The organism is Rhodococcus qingshengii JCM 15477, assembly GCF_023221595.1.
GTDB classification, from domain to species: Bacteria; Actinomycetota; Actinomycetes; order Mycobacteriales; family Mycobacteriaceae; genus Rhodococcus_F; species Rhodococcus_F qingshengii.
The window spans coordinates 439926-457235 of record NZ_CP096563.1; the positions used below are offsets into that span (position 1 = coordinate 439926).

Here is a 17310-nt window from a genome sequence, read left to right on the forward strand (position 1 = left end):
TCTTCGGTCGATTGAGTCTCCCGTGGATGCGCGCGAAAATAGGAAGTGTAAGATGACTGAAGATTCAACTAATCCTGCGATTGCGATAGTCGGGATGAGCATGTGGTCCCCCGGTGCACATGATCTGCAAGGATTTTGGGAGAACGTCCTCGCGCGTCGGATGCAATTCCGAAAGTTTCCGGAGTCACGGATGTCCCTCGACGACTACTGGAGCGCGAGCCCTGACGACGTCGACAAGACATACGCCGATCGCGGCGCGTTCATGGATGGTTTCGAATTCGACTGGGTCGGTCGCCGGATACCGGAGCGGACCTTCAAGTCGACAGATCTCACACACTGGTTGGCTCTGGAAACAGCACTCGGGGCTTTGACGGACGCGGGCTACAGCCGAGGATCGGTACCCACTGGACGCAGCGCCGCAATCGTCGGCAACTCCCTCACCGGTGAAGAATCCCGGATGTGGTCGATGCGTTTGCGTTGGCCTTACGTCAAGCGCGCACTCGCTGTCGCAGCCGAAGCGCGCCAGTTGGACAGTTCCGTCGCTGATGCTCTCGCCGAGACGATGGAAGATGTCTACAAGGGCCCATTGGTGGAGCCGAGTGAAGACACTCTCGCCGGCATGTTGTCGAATACGATTGCCGGCCGGATCTGCAATTATCTCGACTTCAACGGCGGCGGGTACGTCGTGGACGGTGCGTGCGCGTCCGGAATGCTCGCGGTGGCGACTGCAGCCGAAAAGCTGGCGTCCGGCGCGGCCGACTTCGTCTTGGCAGGGGGAGTCGACGTCAGCTTGGATCCTTTGGAACTGGTGGGATTCGCCCGTTTGGGTGCACTGACCCGTGGCGACATGAACGTGTACGACGCAAGCCGAAGCGGATTCATCCCGGGTGAAGGTTGCGGATTCGTGGCCTTGAAACGACTCGAGGACGCCAGGGCGGACGGCGACTACGTGTACGCGACGATTCGCGGCTGGGGCATCTCCACCGATGGCAAGGGTGGAATCACCAAGCCCCGCGCCGAAACTCAGGCCGAGATGATCCGTCGCGCATACTCGCGAGCGGGATTCGCGGCCAGCGAGGTTGCCTTCGTCGAAGGACACGGAACTGGTACTCCCGTCGGAGACCCCGTCGAACTGGCCGGCGTCCAGCAGGCCGCTCAGACGGACGGGCCCGTCGAGGCTCGTAGCATCGGCATGACGTCACTGAAGTCGTTGATCGGGCACACGAAGGCGGCGTCGGGCATCCTTGCGCTGATCAAGGCGACCATGGCCGTCAATCAACGAATCCTTCCGCCGCTCGCCGGTTGCACCGACCCGAACCCGGCGTTCGGAACCGAAGCGCCGGCACTCTTTCCGCTCGTCAACGGTGAGATCAGAGATCCGTCCGAGAAGATGCGTGCCGGTGCGCAAGCCATGGGTTTCGGCGGTATCAACTGCCACGTCGCGATCGAATCGGCTGATGCACCATCCAGCAAGCTGACACCCTCGCAAGACGTCCGCACGATGATGGCGTCGTATCAGGACACCGAGGTTTTCGTACTTTCTGCAGATTCCGCGGTGGACTTGGCGACCCGAGCGCGGGATGTTGCAGATCTGGCGGTTCCGTTGAGTGTTGCCGAGCTGCTGGACTTTTCGGCGAAACTCTCTCGAGTGATCTCGCCGACCGCGCCCTTCCGTGCCGCAGTGGTGGCCGGACGTCCCGCGCAGTTGGCCGAACGCATGCGTCAGCTTGCCGTGATCTGCGAGAACTCCGCTCCTGCATCCGGTCAGGTGAAGGTCGTGAGCAACGAGATCTCGATCTCGAACGCCGTCCACCACGACATCGGATTCCTGTTCCCGGGACAGGGATCCCAACAACTAGAGATGGCGCGCGTGCTGATCGAGCGCTTCGAGTGGGCACGCGAACTGGCGACCGAGGCGGACGGCTGGTTGGAGGGAGTTGGAGCGGAGGCGATCACGCCTCGAATTCTGCGGAACCCGGTCAAGAGCGCTGACGCTGCGGAATTGGCGAAGTGGAAGCGGGATCTCGCCCAGACGCAGTTCACCCAGCCTGCCGTCGCTTTGGCTTCGCTGCTCTGGTTCGAGTACCTCCGCCGATTGGGTGTCACACCCAGTGCTGTCGCCGGCCACAGTCTCGGCGAGTTGACCGCGCTCTACGCGGCAGGAGCTTACGACCAGAAGACGCTGATCACCTTGGCTGCGGCGAAGGGTGCGGCCATGGCTGTCAGTGGTGGTGGAAACGGCGCGATGGCGAGCCTGACCTGCGACCGATCGACGGCTGAGGCGATCATCGCGGAAACAAAGGGTTACGCGACCGTCGCGAATCTGAATACGCCTACACAGACCGTGGTTTCGGGCACCAAAGACGCGGTCGACGATGTGGTTGCCATCGCGAAGACGCGCGGAGTGTCGGCTCAGGCGCTTGCCGTGTCGAATGCTTTCCACTCCGAGATGATGAACGAGGCCGAGCGGGAGCTGAAGTCCACTGCGCCCGTTGACGAGCAAGTCGATTCGCTGACTTGCCCCGTGTATTCCTGCGTCGAAGGGAAACGCGTACAGACGCCACTGGCACTTCGCGAATTGGTCACCAAACAGGTTGTCTCACCGGTCGACTGGGTCAAGACGGTAAGTGGAATCTCGCAGGACGTGGACCTGCTCGTCGAGGTCGGTCCCGGCCGTGTGCTGACCGGGCTCACCAAGGCGATCAATGGGACCGACGGCGTGCGCTGCTTCCCCGTTGCGTCCAAGTCCGGACGCGACGAGGACTTCAATGTCGCACTGGCCGCGATGTACGTACACGGCGCTCAGGTCCGATGGAACGAACTTTTCGACGGCCGGTTCGTGCGCGAATTCGTTCCTGCCGATCAGAAGGTGTTCATCGAGAACCTGGCCGAGGCGAAGCTGACGGTTACCTCTGCTCCCGAACCGCTCGCACTTGGTACGTCCGGCGGGGATCCGGCTGCGGCGCTGGCCGATTACCTGAGCCGACGCGGGACCTTCCTCGTCGACGTGATTCGTGCTGATGTAGGCAGTGGAGCGTCTTCTCCATCTGCTCCGACTTCGCGGGCAGTCACCAACGGCCACGAATCCGTGGCAGCGAAAGCTCCTTCGCCGGTTTCGGCTCCGGTAGTCGAAGAGCCCGCTGACGCGGGCGCTGGGTCCGTCGAAAGTGAGCTGATCAGGATCCTCGCCGATACGACGGGATTCCCCGCCGAGTCGATCACGACGGATCTGCGTCTGCTCGATGATCTGAATCTCGACTCGATCAGTGCGGCAGAGGCTATTTCGAAGGTTGCGCATCAGTTCGAGGTTGTCGACCTCGACCCTGCCGAGTTGGCCAATGCCACGATCGGAGAAGCAGCATCGCTGATCCTTGCGGCATCACCGAATCTCGGTTCTGCCGTTCCAGCAGCGAGTTCGGTGCAGTCGGACGTGTCGCGAATACTGCTCGAGGTAATCGCGGAGGACACCGGATTTCCGGTGGAGTCTCTCGATGTGGATCTCCACCTGCTCGACGACCTGAACATGGACTCGATCAAGGCTGCCGATGCGATAGCAACTGTGGCAACGCGATTGGGTGTTCAGGGTGATCTGGATCCGGCCGAACTCGTCAACGTCAGCCTGGGTGAACTGATCGAAGTGCTCGATCGATCCGCGAAAGAGAAGTCGGGGCAGCAGCAGCCGGTTGCGCGGGCGCTGCCGGTGAAGGCAAAGGGTCTATCAGCCGACAGCTTCACCTGGGTTCGCGATTACACCCTGGAAAAGGTTCGGAGCGAGACAGCGTTGCACGGAGTCCGAGACCTCACGGACACGACGTTTGTCGTCATCGGTGACGACGCCGGTTTGGTCGGAAGGTTGGAATCCGAACTACGAGGGCGTGGTGCTCAGGTCGACATTCGCACATTCTCCGACGGCGCTCCTGCGAATGCACAGCACGTGGTTGCCGTAATGCCGCGTGTGACCGATGATTCCGTCACCGAAATCGGCTTGCGCCGTGGGATCGAACACATGTACAAGATGGTTCCGGCGCAGCAAAGTGGAGGCGCACGAACCACATTGGCAGTGATTCAGTTCACCGATGTCGAGTTGGGCAATCCGGCGCCGGTACCGAGTGCGGCGGCTTTTGCCGCTTCGGTGCATCACGAGCGCCCCGAACTGGATGTCCGCGTCATAGGATTCGACGGCTCGACTGCGGACGCGGTGGTGGCAACCACCGTCGTCTCCGAGTTGGATTCGGTTGCATCCTATGTGTTCGCGACTTACGACACCGAGATGGGACGCACGGCACTGCAACCGCGGGTTCTCGCCTCGAGCGACTACACCGTCCGCGAGAGCGGGTTGGGGAGTTCGGATGTAGTGGTCGTGACCGGTGGCGCGAAAGGCATCATGGCGCAATGCGCTCTGGCTCTCGGCCGAAAGACAGGCGCCGAACTAGTGCTGATCGGAAGCTCTCAGCGACAAGCGGGTGACGAAATCGCTTCCACTCTTGCGGACTTCACGTCTGCCGGTTTGAGCGCTCACTACTATCGCTGCAACGTCACGGATGCTGCGGCGGTGGCCGGCGTCGTCGCCCAGATCGAGGTCGAGGTTGGGCCGATCACCGGGTTTGTCCACGGTGCGGGGGCGAATGTTCCGCGGCGGTTCGAGAGAGTCGACAGCGCTGCGGCTTTCAAGGAGGTTGCACCTAAGGTCCTGGGCGCAGCCAACTTCGTCGAAGCGCTCGCTGATCGTGACCTGAAGCTGTTCGTGGGCTTCTCTTCCATCATCGGATTCACAGGTATGCCCGGAAACAGTTGGTATGCATACGGAAACGAGCTTCTCGACGAAATGGTGGTGCGGTATGCCGCCGGGCACCCGAAGACTCGGACGTTCTCGCTCGCGTACAGCGTGTGGGGGGAGACCGGCATGGGCGCCCGCATGGGCAGTGTCAACCACCTCGCGAAGATGGGTGTCATGCCGATTTCGACGGCTGCGGGAGTGGATCATTTCCTTCGCCTGGTCGACAGCGGACCCGAGGCGAGTCGTATCGTCGTGACCAGTCGACTCGGCGGTCTGGACACCTGGGCGCCGGCAGCACCGGCTCTGCCGGCGGTGTCGCGCTACATCGACCAAGTGGTGACCTGCGAGCCGCAGGTAGAACTGGTTACCCGGACGACGTTGTCCACCTCGGCAGATCCTTTTGTCCTCGACCATGTCTGGAAGGGATCGGCGCTGCTTCCGACGGTGTTCGGGCTCGAGGCGATGTCGCAGGCGGCGGCCTATGTCACCGGACGCGTGACTCTGGGCCGCGTCCGCATCGACGACATCAAACTGGATCGACCGATCGTCGTCGACACCGTCGAGGGCACCAGAGTCGAGATCAAGGCAAGCGTCGTGGAGCAGGATCGTGATGCCGCAGGAACGCGGGTGCATGTCACGATCGGCACCGAACGGACCGGGTACGGGCGGCCCCATTTCTCGGCCGACTTCATCTTCGGACTGGACGAAACACTGCCGGAGTTCGAGAAGGAGTTGCCGCGACCGGTGCTCGACATCGATCCGTTGGACGATCTCTACTCGTGGTTGCTGTTCCAGGAGGGCGATTTCCGCCGACTCGAAGAGATCTCGAGCCTCGATTCCGAGCACATCCTCTTCAGCGCTATTTCGCGAGCCGACCGTAAGCAGCACCTCCTCGGTGATCCCTACTTCCTCGATTCCCTGCTCCAATCGGGCCAGATCATGGTTCCGCGGGAGATCTGCCTTCCGGTCAACATTGCGCGAATCGACATGTACGACGGACGATTCGAGGCTCGTTCGTTCACCGCGTACGCCTACGACAAGGTGCAGACCGAGACCCACATGCAAGCCGACGTGGCGGTGGTGAAGGACGGACGAGTGGTGATGCAGCTCGAGGGATATCGCTCCCAGATTCTCTCCCACGACGAAAGCCGTCCTACGGCTGAGGAAATCGCGGATCCGACTGCGCGCGACGCACAGATCATTCTCGACAAGCTCGCGCAACACAGCCGGGCGTTGGGAGTGAAGAGCCCGCGGGTTGTGGTCGCGCATACCCCGGGGATTCACGAGTTGACCAAGTCGGAACGCCACGAGCAGGAGAAACCGATCGCCGAGGCGGCCGTGAACATTCATCTCGATGAGGATGTGGTGATCAAATGAGTAATGCCTTTGCCATCGAATGGCAGGAAACCGGAAAGCCCGTCGTCGTCGGTGATATTCCACCCTCTGTGGATGTCTCGCTCTCGCACGACGGCAGTAAGTCACTCAGTTCGGCCGGCGACTGGCCTCAGGGATGTGACATCGAACCGATTCGCTCCCGAACCGTCATGCAGTGGAAGGCGCTTCTGGGTTCGGCGCGGATTCCGCTGCTGGACGAGTTGATCGCGGGCGGCGAATCACTCGATCGTGCGGGAACCAGGCTGTGGGCGGCGGCCGAGGCGATCCGAAAGGCCACGGGGCAGATGTCGGTTTCTCTGGCGATGGGCGCCAGGGAGGACGACGCAGTGACCTTCCGCGGCGGCGCAGACGGAAGCGTGGTGGTTCTTACTTTTCCAGCTCTGTTGACCGACAACGAGGAGCGGATTCTCGCGTTTGTGACTCATGAGGAGGATGCGGAAGAACCGGCGCAGGACCCGGCACCACAGTTCGACTCCGGCCCGTTGTCGGCGAAGTCTCTCGCGCAGTTCGATCCGATGGCCTACGGCTCCGACGTGCATGTGGTGGCCCGGAGCGGCTATCCGGCGGTGTCGATCCGGTTCCCCGTCGGGTTCCGGGACGCGTGCAACGTCGGTGGATCAGTGGGGTTCGCGAGCTTCGCGCTGTGGTTGGGCGCTTTGCGAGAGAGGGGAACCGGACCGATCTCGAAGCAGATCGTGGAGGACATGGCGACGGGTCGTTGGGGCATGGTGACCAACAACTCCGAGGTGTTCATCGATGCGAACCTGTACACCGACGACATTGTCGAGGGGACGATCTGGATCACCGAGCTCACCGGTCCGGATCGGGCAACCACCAATCTGCATGTCGAATGGTGCCGGGTCGACGGCGAGACGCGCACTCACATCGGGTGGAGTGCGATGCAGACGACGTGGGTGGAAATCCTCTCCCACGGTGTGGTGGCGGCACGGCCGATGCCGCAGTACTTCCACGATTTCATCGAGCCGATGACGATTCCGACGGGGACGAAGAACATCGCTGTTCCCACCGAACCGAAGAACGTCGATCGTGGTTCCGTGATCCGCTCGGCTCCGATGGTGCCGCGCAATCCGTACCTGCTCGAATCCGAGGTGTTCTCGACGACGTTGCAGGACGGAAACGTCGTGGGCAACATCTACTTCGGCAACTATTACATCTGGCAGTCGAGGGTTCGGGACAAGTTCCTGGTCCGTTCTCAGCGTGAGGCCATGGCGGCCAGAGGCGCTCTCGGGGAACTTCGTTGTGTGCACACCAGGGTTGAGCATCTGCGCGAGGTCATGCCGTTCGACGACGTCCTGGTCACGATGTCCTTGTCTGCCCTCTACGAGAGGGGGATCGACCTCGAGTTCGAGTACTTCAAGGTCAACGAGGACGGATCACGGGAGAAGCTCGCGATCGCTCGGCACAGAACTGTCTGGACGATGCCGGGCGCTCCGGGAGAACTGGAAATCTCTCCGCCGTCGAAACTTCCACAGTCGCTGATCGATTCGGTGCTGGAGGCGATCGACGGAAAGTAGACGGGGGATTTTCCGAGATCGAAGTGGAGAGACGGGTTGCGTTTTCCTTGTGGGAGAACGCAACCCGTTTCGATGGGGAGGGGAATGTATGGGTATCGGGGTTTCCAGAAGATCGGTTCTGAAAGGGTCGGTAGTCGGCACAGCGGCTGTTGCTTTGGGTGCAAAGGCAGGTGCTGCTCCGGCGGGGAGTGTGGATATCGAGTCTCCGTTGATTTTTCATTCGCCGGAGTTCGAGCCGTTCTGTGACGAACTACATTCGTTGTCAACGCTTTCCGGAAACGAGATCACACTGACAGCGCAAGTGGGGCAACATGCCTTTCATCGGGATTTTCCCCCGTCCCCAGCACTGTCGTACCGCAGCGGAGAGATCGGTGGCGGTTATCTGGGCCCTACCGTCGAGGCGCATTCCGGCGAGCCGATCATGTTGACGTTCGAGAACGATCTGACCGGACATCCGTTGGCAGCGGACATGGATATGACGCTGCACGGAATGCAGGCCGACTTTCGTGCGCACCCGCCGACGTCGTTGCACTTGCACGGGGGAGTCACTTCACCTGAGAGCGACGGCCATCCGGAGCTGCTGGTGATGCCGGGACAGGCTGCGATGCATCACTTTTTGCACGGTCAGGAAGCCGCCCACCTCTGGTATCACGATCATGCGATGGGCATCACCCGGCTCAACGTCTACGCCGGTCTGATCGGCAACTATCTGATCAGGGATGAATTCGACACCGGCGAACTGGGAAATCCGTTGGGGTTGCCGGCCGAGGAATTCGAGATCCCGTTGATCCTGCAGGAGAAGATCTTCACGCCGACAGGCGCCCAGAACGGCCGATCCACCATCTTGATCCCGGAAGGATCGTGGGAAGGCGGCGCGGTGGGCGACGTCGGCTTGGTCAACGGCAAGGTGTGGCCGGAACTGTCCGTGGCTCGGGGCCTTTACCGCCTCCGCATCGTCAATGCGTCGTCGGCAAGTGTGTGGAATCTTCACTTCTCGAACATGATGACGTTCTGGGTCATCGGCAACGACGCCGGAATGCTCGACGCACCCGTCGCGGTCAATGCCTTCCGCTGCGCACCGGGGGAGCGGTACGACCTCCTCGTCGATTTCACCGGACTGTCGGAGGGATCGACGGTGGAGCTTCGCAACGACGAGGCGCCCCCGCTACCCGCCGCTGTCATCGGTGAAGTGACTATGCCGCTGTTCTGCCGGTTCCGCGGTGACGCCAGGCGCGGATTCACCGGTGGTGTTCCGTCGCAACTGCGCGGTGGGCGCCGGCAACGTGACGTTCTCGCCCCGTTGGAGCAGCCGACGGTAATTCGCACGGTGACGGTGAGCCAGCAACTGGAACTGCGGAATCCACCGGCTCAGATTACGCTGAACAACCTGACGATCAGCACCACGGACGTCGAGAGGCCGCGGCAAGGCACCGTCGAGCAGTGGAACATCGTCAACACCACGCCGGACCCGCATCCGATACACCTGCACCTGGTGAATTTCCGGATTCTCGGCAGAACACCGATGCGGACGCTGGAGTACTTGATCCGACATCCGCAGCCGGTGATCGGCAACAAGTGGACTCCGTCGCCCGAAGGGTTCGAGGCGGGGCCGATGATCGCGCCGGCGCCGTGGGAAGCGGGAATGAAGGACACCGTCAGGGTGGACGGCGGCACCGTCACCCGGATCATCGTGCGATTCCCCACCGCGGATGAGCTGGGTTTCGATCCCGACGCGATGTTCGATCGTCTTCCGAGCGGTGGGATGACGGGCAGTGGGATGACGGGCGGTGGGATGACGGGCGGCGGGCGCCACGATATGGCTGATTCTGGTCGACTCCAGGGATATGTGTGGCATTGCCATCTACTCGATCACGAAGATCACGACATGATGTTGCCGTATCGCATCGTGCCGTGAGTGCTTCCGGGGGCGCACCCGAAATGAACCGAAGCGGGCAGGCGTTCGCGCACCTGATCACCTCGGTCACCTAGCAGGATCGCTTCGGTCCTTCCCATGAATTTGGAACACGTTCTACAGTGAAAGGGCTGAGGTCTGTACCTCGGCCATGCGCCACCACCGAAGGTGGCGCGGACGATCTGCAGACCGGTTCGACGAATTACACGGAAGGAACACCTCACAGTGACCACAGAGGCATTCATTTATGAAGCCATCCGTACCCCGCGAGGCCGCGGCAAGAAGACCGGGTCGTTGCACTCGGTCAAGCCGATCTCGCTGGTCACGGGTCTGATCCAGGAACTGCGCGTGCGCTTTCCCGACCTCGACGAGGACCGGATCTCCGACCTCATCCTGGGCGTCGTCACCCCCGTTGGCGATCAGGGAATGGACATCGCCCGCGTTGCAGTCAACGATGCGGGACTGCCCGACACCGTCGGCGGCGTTCAGCTCAACCGTTTTTGCGCTTCCGGCCTCGAGGCCGTGAACATGGCTGCTCAGAAGGTTCGGTCCGGCTGGGACGAACTGGTGATCGCCGGTGGCGTCGAGTCGATGTCCCGCGTTCCGATGGGATCCGACGGTGGACCGTGGGCACTCGACCCCGCCACCAACTACGACAACTACTTCGTGCCGCAGGGCGTCGGCGCAGACCTCATCGCCACCATCGAGGGCTTCTCGCGTGACGACGTCGACGCATACGCCGTGCGCTCGCAGGACCTCGCCGCCAAGGCGTGGACCGGCGGATACTTCGCCAAGTCGGTAGTGCCGGTCAAGGACATCAACGGCATCACCATCCTCGACAACGACGAGCACATGCGTCCGGGCACCACGGCAGAGAACCTCGCCGGCTTGGCTCCCGCGTTCGGTGTGATCGGTGAAATCGGCGGATTCGACGCCGTGTCGCTGCAGAAGTACCACTGGGTCGAGAAGATCAACCACGTTCACCACGGCGGCAACAGCTCGGGGATCGTCGACGGCGCTGCCCTCGTGCTCGTCGGTAGCGAGCAGGCCGGCAAGGACATGGGTCTGACGCCGCGCGCTCGCGTCGTCGCCACCGCCACCAGCGGCGCCGACTCCACCATCATGCTCACCGGCCCGACGCCGGCGTCGAAGAAGGTTCTGGCAGCTGCCGGCCTGACGGTCGACGACATCGACCTCTTCGAGATCAACGAGGCATTCGCTTCCGTCGTCCTGAAGTTCCAGAAGGACCTGAACATCCCGGACGAGAAGCTCAACGTCAACGGTGGCGCGATCGCCATGGGTCACCCACTCGGTGCAACCGGCGCGATGATCACCGGAACGATGGTCGACGAGCTCGAGCGTCGTGGCGGCAAGCGCGCCCTCATCACCCTGTGCATCGGCGGCGGTATGGGCGTTGCCACCATCATCGAGCGCGTCTGACGCGGCGTCCGTCCTTCCAACGAGGCTTACCAGGAGTCAAGCAAAGTGACTGATCAGAACATCATCAACTGGGACCAGGACGCCGACGGCATCGTCGTGCTCACCATCAACGATCCCAACCAGGGCGCAAACACCATGAACGACGCGTACATCGCGTCGATGAAGGCCACCGTCGACCGTCTGGTCGCCGAGAAGGACTCCATCACCGGTGCCGTCATCACTTCCGGCAAGAAGACCTTCTTCGCCGGTGGCGACCTCAAGAACATGATCAAGGTCGGCCCCGAGCAGGCCGAGGAGATCTACAACCACAGCGTCGAGATCAAGGCAGACCTGCGTCGCCTCGAAACTCTCGGCAAGCCGGTCGTCGCCGCCATCAACGGCGCGGCACTCGGCGGCGGCCTCGAGATCGCTCTCGCGACCCACCACCGCATCGCGGCAGACGTCAAGGGAGTCAAGATCGGCCTGCCCGAGGTCACCCTCGGCCTGCTGCCCGGCGGCGGCGGCGTCGTGCGTACCGTGCGGATGCTCGGCCTGCAGAACGCGCTCATGGGCGTCCTGCTCCAGGGGCAGCAGCGTGGACCCGTTCAGGCCAAGGAAGTCGGCCTCATCGACGAGGTCGTCGGCTCGGTAGAGGAGCTGGTTCCGGCTGCGAAGGCATGGATCAAGGCCAACCCCGAAGGCGGCGTTCAGCCGTGGGATGTCAAGGGCTACAAGATCCCTGGCGGAACTCCGTCCACTCCGGCATTCGCTGCCAACCTTCCGGCGTTCCCCGCGAACCTGCGTAAGCAGCTCAAGGGCGCTCCGATGCCGGCTCCGCGCGCCATCATGGCCGCAGCCGTCGAGGGTTCGCAGGTCGACATCGACAACGCGCTGCTCATCGAGGCTCGCTACTTCACCTCGCTGGTGACCGGCCGCGTCGCGAAGAACATGATCCAGGCGTTCTTCTTCGACCTGCAGTCGATCAACGGCGGCGGTTCACGTCCGGCAGGCATCGAGAAGTCCACCATCAAGAAGGTCGGTGTCCTCGGCGCGGGCATGATGGGCGCGGGCATCGCGTACGTCTCCGCCAAGGCAGGCTTCGACGTCGTGCTCAAGGACGTCACCATCGAGGCTGCGAACAAGGGCAAGGCGTACTCCGAAGGCATTGAGGCCAAGGCGCTCTCGCGCGGCAAGACCACGCAGGAGAAGTCCGACGCACTCCTCGCCAAGATCACCCCGACGGCTGACCCGGCAGATTTCGCCGGCGTCGACTTCGTCATCGAAGCAGTTTTCGAGAGCCAGGAACTCAAGCACAAGGTGTTCCAGGAGATCGAGGACATCGTCGATCCCAAGGCACTGCTGGGCTCGAACACCTCGACGCTGCCCATCACGGGTCTCGCCACCGGCGTGAAGCGTCAGGAAGACTTCATCGGCATCCACTTCTTCTCGCCCGTCGACAAGATGCCGCTGGTGGAGATCATCCGCGGTGAGAAGACCTCCGACGAGACTCTGGCTCGCGTGTTCGACTACGTCCAGGCGATCCGCAAGACGCCGATCGTGGTCAACGACTCGCGTGGCTTCTTCACCTCGCGTGTCATCGGCACCTTCATCAACGAGGCCATCGGCATGCTCGCCGAGGGCGTCGAGCCTGCCACCATCGAGCAGGCCGGTATGCAGGCCGGTTACCCGGCTGCGCCGCTTCAGCTTTCGGATGAGCTCAACCTCACCCTCATGCAGAAGATCCGCAAGGAATCTGCCGACGCCGCCAAGGCCGAAGGCAAGGAACTGCCGGCAGATCCGGCCGGCGAGGTCATCAACACCCTCGTCGAGAAGTTCGATCGTAAGGGCAAGCTCGGTGGAGCCGGCTTCTACGATTACGCCGAGGGCAAGCGCACCGGCCTGTGGTCCGGACTCCGCGAGAACTTCAACTCCGGAACCTCCGACGCCCCGATCCAGGACCTCATCGACCGCATGCTGTTCATCGAGGCGATCGAGACGCAGAAGTGCTTCGACGAGAACGTCCTGATCACCACGGCGGACGCCAACATCGGCTCCATCATGGGCATCGGATTCCCGGCCTGGACCGGTGGCGTTCACCAGTTCATCGTCGGTTACGAGGGCGGCACGGCCGGCTTCGTCGCTCGTGCAAAGGAACTCGCTGCGCAGTACGGCCCGCGGTTCACCCCGCCGGCTTCGCTAGGGGCATAGCCCCCGTGCGCCTTTTTGGTAGTTACGGCTACCAAAAAGGCGCACAGGGGTTCATCCCCAGCTGGTGAGTTATCCACAGACGAACTCCGACAGCGAATTTCACGTCAGTCCTGTCGGAGTTCGGCCTGACGCTTGGTGCCATGACTACGTCTCATGGTGGAAGCGAGTTTCTCCGGATTCTCGATGCGCAATCCGGTCTGGTACGGCAACAGCAACTCTCGTCATTCGGATACAACCGAGGGATGCTGCGGAACTTTCTGGACCGCGGCGAATGGCAGCGCGTTCTACAAGGCGTGTATGCAGTGACCGCTGGCCCGCTCACCAGAGAAATGATCTTGAACGCCGCTTGGCTTTATGGTGGCGCGCAAGCGATTCTGAGCCACGACACTGCAGCTGAGGAATGGGGAATGCGTCGCATCGACGCAGACAAGCCAGTCCATGTCACCGTGCCCTACGGCAAGTCCGCTCGCTGTCAGTCCGCGACAATCCGCCGAGTTCCAGCGCGAACGTCGGGTGCACTTGTCAGAGTGGGTGGCGTGGTTCACCCCGGGGTAGTCGTCCACCGCTCCCGAGCCCACCGATACATCGGCGTGCCGTCAGTCATACCTCGAACGTCGCGGGCGGATACCGCGATTGATCTTGCGACCGCCGAATCCACAGCGCGAAGCGCCTACGTTTCACTCATCACCACAGTGACAAATGCGCGAATTCCGTTGAACGATGTGCGTCGTCGGATTGACGAACGAACACCACATCGATTCAAGGGTGCGCTTTCCGATGCGGTACGACTCCTGGCAGACGGGGTGCAGTCAACGCTCGAATACCACTATGCGGTCGACGTGGAGCAGGCGCACGGGTTGCCGTCGGCCAGACGCCAGTCACCGGTTCGCGTCGACGGTCGCACGTTGTACGAGGATTGCGACTACAGCGAATTCGGTGTGCCGCTGATCGTGCGTCTCGACGGTCGGTGGGCGCATTCCATGGCAGAAGTGGCATTTCGTGATCGCCGCCGTGACAATGCGGCAGAGCTGGCAGGTCGTCCGCGGTTGGTCTACGGATTCGACGAGGTGATGAAGACCCCGTGCCAGGTTGCACATGAAGTGGAGACGGTCTTGCGGCGCGGAGGCTGGGTGAGGACGCAGTCGGGTGCCTGCGGCACCTGTGCGCCTTTTTGGTAGTGCCGACTACCAAAAAGGCGCACAGGGGCTTTGCCCCTAGGCCTTCCACCACGGGCGAAGCGGCACATGCGCCTCACCCTTGGGGCCGAGCTTCACGGCCAGAACCTGGTGCAGCTGAACGACATTGCGCTCGAACCCGAGTCGTGAGCCGGCCATGTACAGGCCCCAGACGCGGGCGGTTCCTTCGCCGACCTCGGCGACGCAGGCGTCCCAGTTGTCGACGAGATTCTGGCACCATCCGGCGAGCGTCAGTGCGTAGTGCTCGCGAAGGTTCTCTTCGTGACGCACCTCGAGGCCGACGTTCTGGATCTCGGAGATGATGCGACCCGAACCGGTGAGCTCCCCGTCGGGGAAGACGTACCGGTCGATGAATCCGCCTGCCTTGGCGCTGCTTCGGTTGTCCGGACGGGTGATGCAGTGGTTGAGCAGACGCCCACCCTCACGCAGCTTGCCCTTGAGGAACTCGAAGTACGCCGGGTAGTTTCCGACGCCGATGTGCTCGGTCAGGCCGATGGAGGACACTGCGTCGAATCCGGTCTCGGCCACGTCGCGGTAGTCGGAGAAACGGACCTGGGCGAGATCGGCGAGGCCCTCGTCCTCGATGGCCTTCTGTGCCCAATCCGCTTGCTCGCGAGAGAGAGTCACGCCGATCACCTTGACGCCGCGCCTGGCCGCGTAGCGGACCATCGAGCCCCAGCCGCAGCCGATGTCGAGAAGTCGATCACCCTTCTGGAGTCCGAGCTTCTCGAACACCAGGCGGTACTTGTTCTCCTGGGCTTCTTCGAGCGTCTGTTCCGCATTGTCGTAAGCGGCACAGGTGTACGTCATGGACGGGCCGAGGACGTACTCGTAGAAGGTGTTGGAGACGTCGTAGTGGTGATGGATGACTTCGGCGTCACGAGTCTTGGAGTGACGCAGTCCTTCTGCGACGCGACGCCAGCGAGGGAGATGTTCCTGGGGCGGCGGGGCGATGGGCCGCAACAGATCCCAGCCCAGGGAGCGCGTGATGCTGGCGAGCGTCAGTGCGGACGGGCGCTTGAGGTGGAGTTCGTCACCCATGATGCGCAGGATCTCGTACGGATCACCGGGGTGGACACCCTCGGCTTCGAGATCGCCGGAGACGTACGCGCGGGCCATGCCGAGGTCGCCGGGAGCTGTTGCGAGATAAGTGGTTCCGCGAGTCGACTTGAGGTGCAGTCCGTAGTCGGCATCTTCGGGGCCGGCGGTGCTGCCGTCGTACGCGGTGAATCGAAGCGGCAGCATGCCGTCGGAAAGCGTCTCGAGAATCTCGGCAATAGAGAGCTTGTCCTGGCTTTTGGAGTCTTTGAACGTGGTCATTTACGTTGCACCGCCTTAGAGAATAGATCCAATAAACGGGATTTCGGGTCGTAGCGTTCCTTGAGTCCGATGTACCGGTCGCCGCCGTAGTACAGCTCCTCGAAGTCTTCCTTCGAGTAGTAGGAGTCGGAGTAGAGCGATTTGTGTCCGTCGAAATCGCTGACCTTTTCTTCGATCAGTCGATTTGCTGCCCCCTCGCGCTCACCGGGAACGATCGGCACCGAAGACCAGAAGCCGATGTTGACGTAGGTGCGCTTGGGTTCGAGGGGGTAGAGGGGCCACGGCCGTGATGCAGAAGCGGCGGCCGGGCTTGGCTCACGAAGACGCAACGGGCACAACCACAGTGGTTCGATCGGGATTTCCTCGAGGAACCACGAGACGAAGTCCGCGGTTCGTTCGATGGGTACCTCGACGTCCTGGACGACGCGTTCGCGCGGGGGCTTGCCCTTGCGCTTTTCGAGGCGATCTCCGATGTCGTACTTGTGGTCGAGGGCGATCAGCTTCCAGTAGAAGCTGCTGCGCAGGTACTGCTTGGGCCAGAAGCGCCGGATCTTCGGGTTCTGTGCACCGAAAGCTCGTGAGCACCAGAACCAGTCGGTGTCCCAGCGCCACAGGTAGTCGCGAATGGTCAAGCGATCCGTCTTGGGCTGGGTGAGTGACGAATGCTGGATCGACCGGTAGAAGATGTCCTGGTCGGTGTAATCGCTGACCGGGCCTTCCTCGTCGGTTTGCACGCCGAGTGTGAGGTAGCTCTCGGAATCGGTGAAGACCACCCCGTCGAGATAGTCGACGGCGATCCCGTCGTACTCGCGTTCGGTGACGATGCGATCCATCGTTTCTTCGAGTTTCTTCAACGAATCGAAGCGCACGTGGCGCAAGGCGACGTACTTCTTGACGGGTTCGAGTGCGATCTTCAATCGCGTCGAATAGCCAAGGGTGCCGTAGGAATTGGGGAAACCGAAGAACAGTTCGGCGTGTTCGCCGTCCGGTGTTGCGGTGATGATCTCGCCGCTTCCGGTCAGTACGTCGATTTCGAGTACCGACTCGTGCGGCAGGCCGTTGCGGAACGAGGTGGACTCGATGCCCAGGCCGGTCACCGCACCGCCCAGGGTGATGGTCTTGAGTTGAGGCACGACCAGGGGCGCCAGCCCGTAGGGCAGCGTCGCGTCGACGAGGTCCTCGTACGTGCACATGCCGGCGACGTCGGCTGTGCGCGCCTGCGCATCGACGGCGATGACACCTGCCAGACCGCTGACGTCGAGGCCGGGGGCCGACGTCTTGGCGCGAGCGCGGAACAGATTGGATGTCTTCTTTGCCAGGCGTACAGAAGCATCGGCGGGAATGGCGCGGTATGACGCGAGTAGGCGTTCGACGCCTTCTCTGTGCTGCTCGAACCCCATTTCACGCGCAGCATCGGAACCCGGGCCTTGCTTTGTCCGGATTCGATCTAACTTCTGAACTACCCCATTGAACGAGAGAGTCACACCCTGACGCTATCGGTAGTTGCGTGTGCAAGCTATCCGGAGGGGTATTAATGCCCGAATTTGA

The 17310-nt window shown here is 62.1% G+C and carries 8 protein-coding genes; 6 read left to right on the plus strand and 2 right to left on the minus strand.

Going from position 1 to position 17310, the window contains the following annotated elements; translation table 11 throughout:
• Positions 1 to 52 precede the first annotated feature (52 nt).
• From M0639_RS02030 to M0639_RS02055, 6 genes are all read left to right on the plus strand, one after another.
• A complete protein-coding gene (locus tag M0639_RS02030) occupies positions 53 to 6154 on the plus strand; it encodes a type I polyketide synthase (protein ID WP_064073539.1) in 6102 nt (2033 codons plus the stop codon).
• Positions 6151 to 7707: a hypothetical protein gene (locus tag M0639_RS02035; protein WP_064073538.1), complete on the plus strand. Its 1557-nt coding sequence runs from the start codon at positions 6151 to 6153 to the stop codon at positions 7705 to 7707. Before M0639_RS02030 ends, M0639_RS02035 begins: the two co-directional genes overlap by 4 nt.
• A gap of 88 nt (positions 7708 to 7795) precedes the next feature.
• Positions 7796 to 9622, plus strand: coding sequence for a multicopper oxidase family protein (locus tag M0639_RS02040; RefSeq protein WP_064073537.1), 1827 nt, complete (start codon positions 7796 to 7798; stop codon positions 9620 to 9622).
• Positions 9623 to 9844: 222 nt separating this feature from the next.
• Positions 9845 to 11059 (plus strand): acetyl-CoA C-acetyltransferase, encoded by a 1215-nt coding sequence (locus M0639_RS02045; RefSeq protein ID WP_007731553.1) that lies wholly within the window; start codon positions 9845 to 9847, stop codon positions 11057 to 11059.
• A 45-nt stretch (positions 11060 to 11104) separates the two neighbouring features.
• Positions 11105 to 13246: a 3-hydroxyacyl-CoA dehydrogenase NAD-binding domain-containing protein gene (locus M0639_RS02050; protein ID WP_030535720.1), complete on the plus strand. Its 2142-nt coding sequence runs from the start codon at positions 11105 to 11107 to the stop codon at positions 13244 to 13246.
• A 140-nt stretch (positions 13247 to 13386) separates the two neighbouring features.
• On the plus strand, positions 13387 to 14424 hold the full coding sequence (locus M0639_RS02055; RefSeq protein WP_058038223.1) for a type IV toxin-antitoxin system AbiEi family antitoxin domain-containing protein: 1038 nt from the start codon (positions 13387 to 13389) through the stop codon (positions 14422 to 14424).
• A 36-nt stretch (positions 14425 to 14460) separates the two neighbouring features.
• Here M0639_RS02055 and M0639_RS02060 read toward each other — a convergent pair whose 3' ends face one another.
• Entirely contained in the window at positions 14461 to 15762 is a 1302-nt protein-coding gene (locus tag M0639_RS02060; RefSeq protein WP_003943932.1) for a class I SAM-dependent methyltransferase, read from the minus strand.
• Entirely contained in the window at positions 15759 to 17162 is a 1404-nt protein-coding gene (locus M0639_RS02065; RefSeq protein ID WP_007731548.1) for an FAD-binding oxidoreductase, read from the minus strand. The genes M0639_RS02060 and M0639_RS02065 overlap by 4 nt, the downstream gene beginning before the upstream one ends.
• Positions 17163 to 17310: the final 148 nt, after the last annotated feature.

Excerpts from the sequence above, each read along its gene's own strand:
- M0639_RS02060 (WP_003943932.1), bottom strand. The coding sequence starts at position 15,762 with ATGACCACGTTCAAAGACTCCAAAAGCCAGGACAAGCTCTCTATTGCC.
- M0639_RS02040 (WP_064073537.1), top strand. The coding sequence starts at position 7,796 with ATGGGTATCGGGGTTTCCAGAAGATCGGTTCTGAAAGGGTCGGTAGTC.
- M0639_RS02035 (WP_064073538.1), top strand. The coding sequence starts at position 6,151 with ATGAGTAATGCCTTTGCCATCGAATGGCAGGAAACCGGAAAGCCCGTC.
- M0639_RS02065 (WP_007731548.1), bottom strand. The coding sequence starts at position 17,162 with ATGGGGTTCGAGCAGCACAGAGAAGGCGTCGAACGCCTACTCGCGTCA.
- M0639_RS02030 (WP_064073539.1), top strand. The coding sequence starts at position 53 with ATGACTGAAGATTCAACTAATCCTGCGATTGCGATAGTCGGGATGAGC.
- M0639_RS02055 (WP_058038223.1), top strand. The coding sequence starts at position 13,387 with ATGACTACGTCTCATGGTGGAAGCGAGTTTCTCCGGATTCTCGATGCG.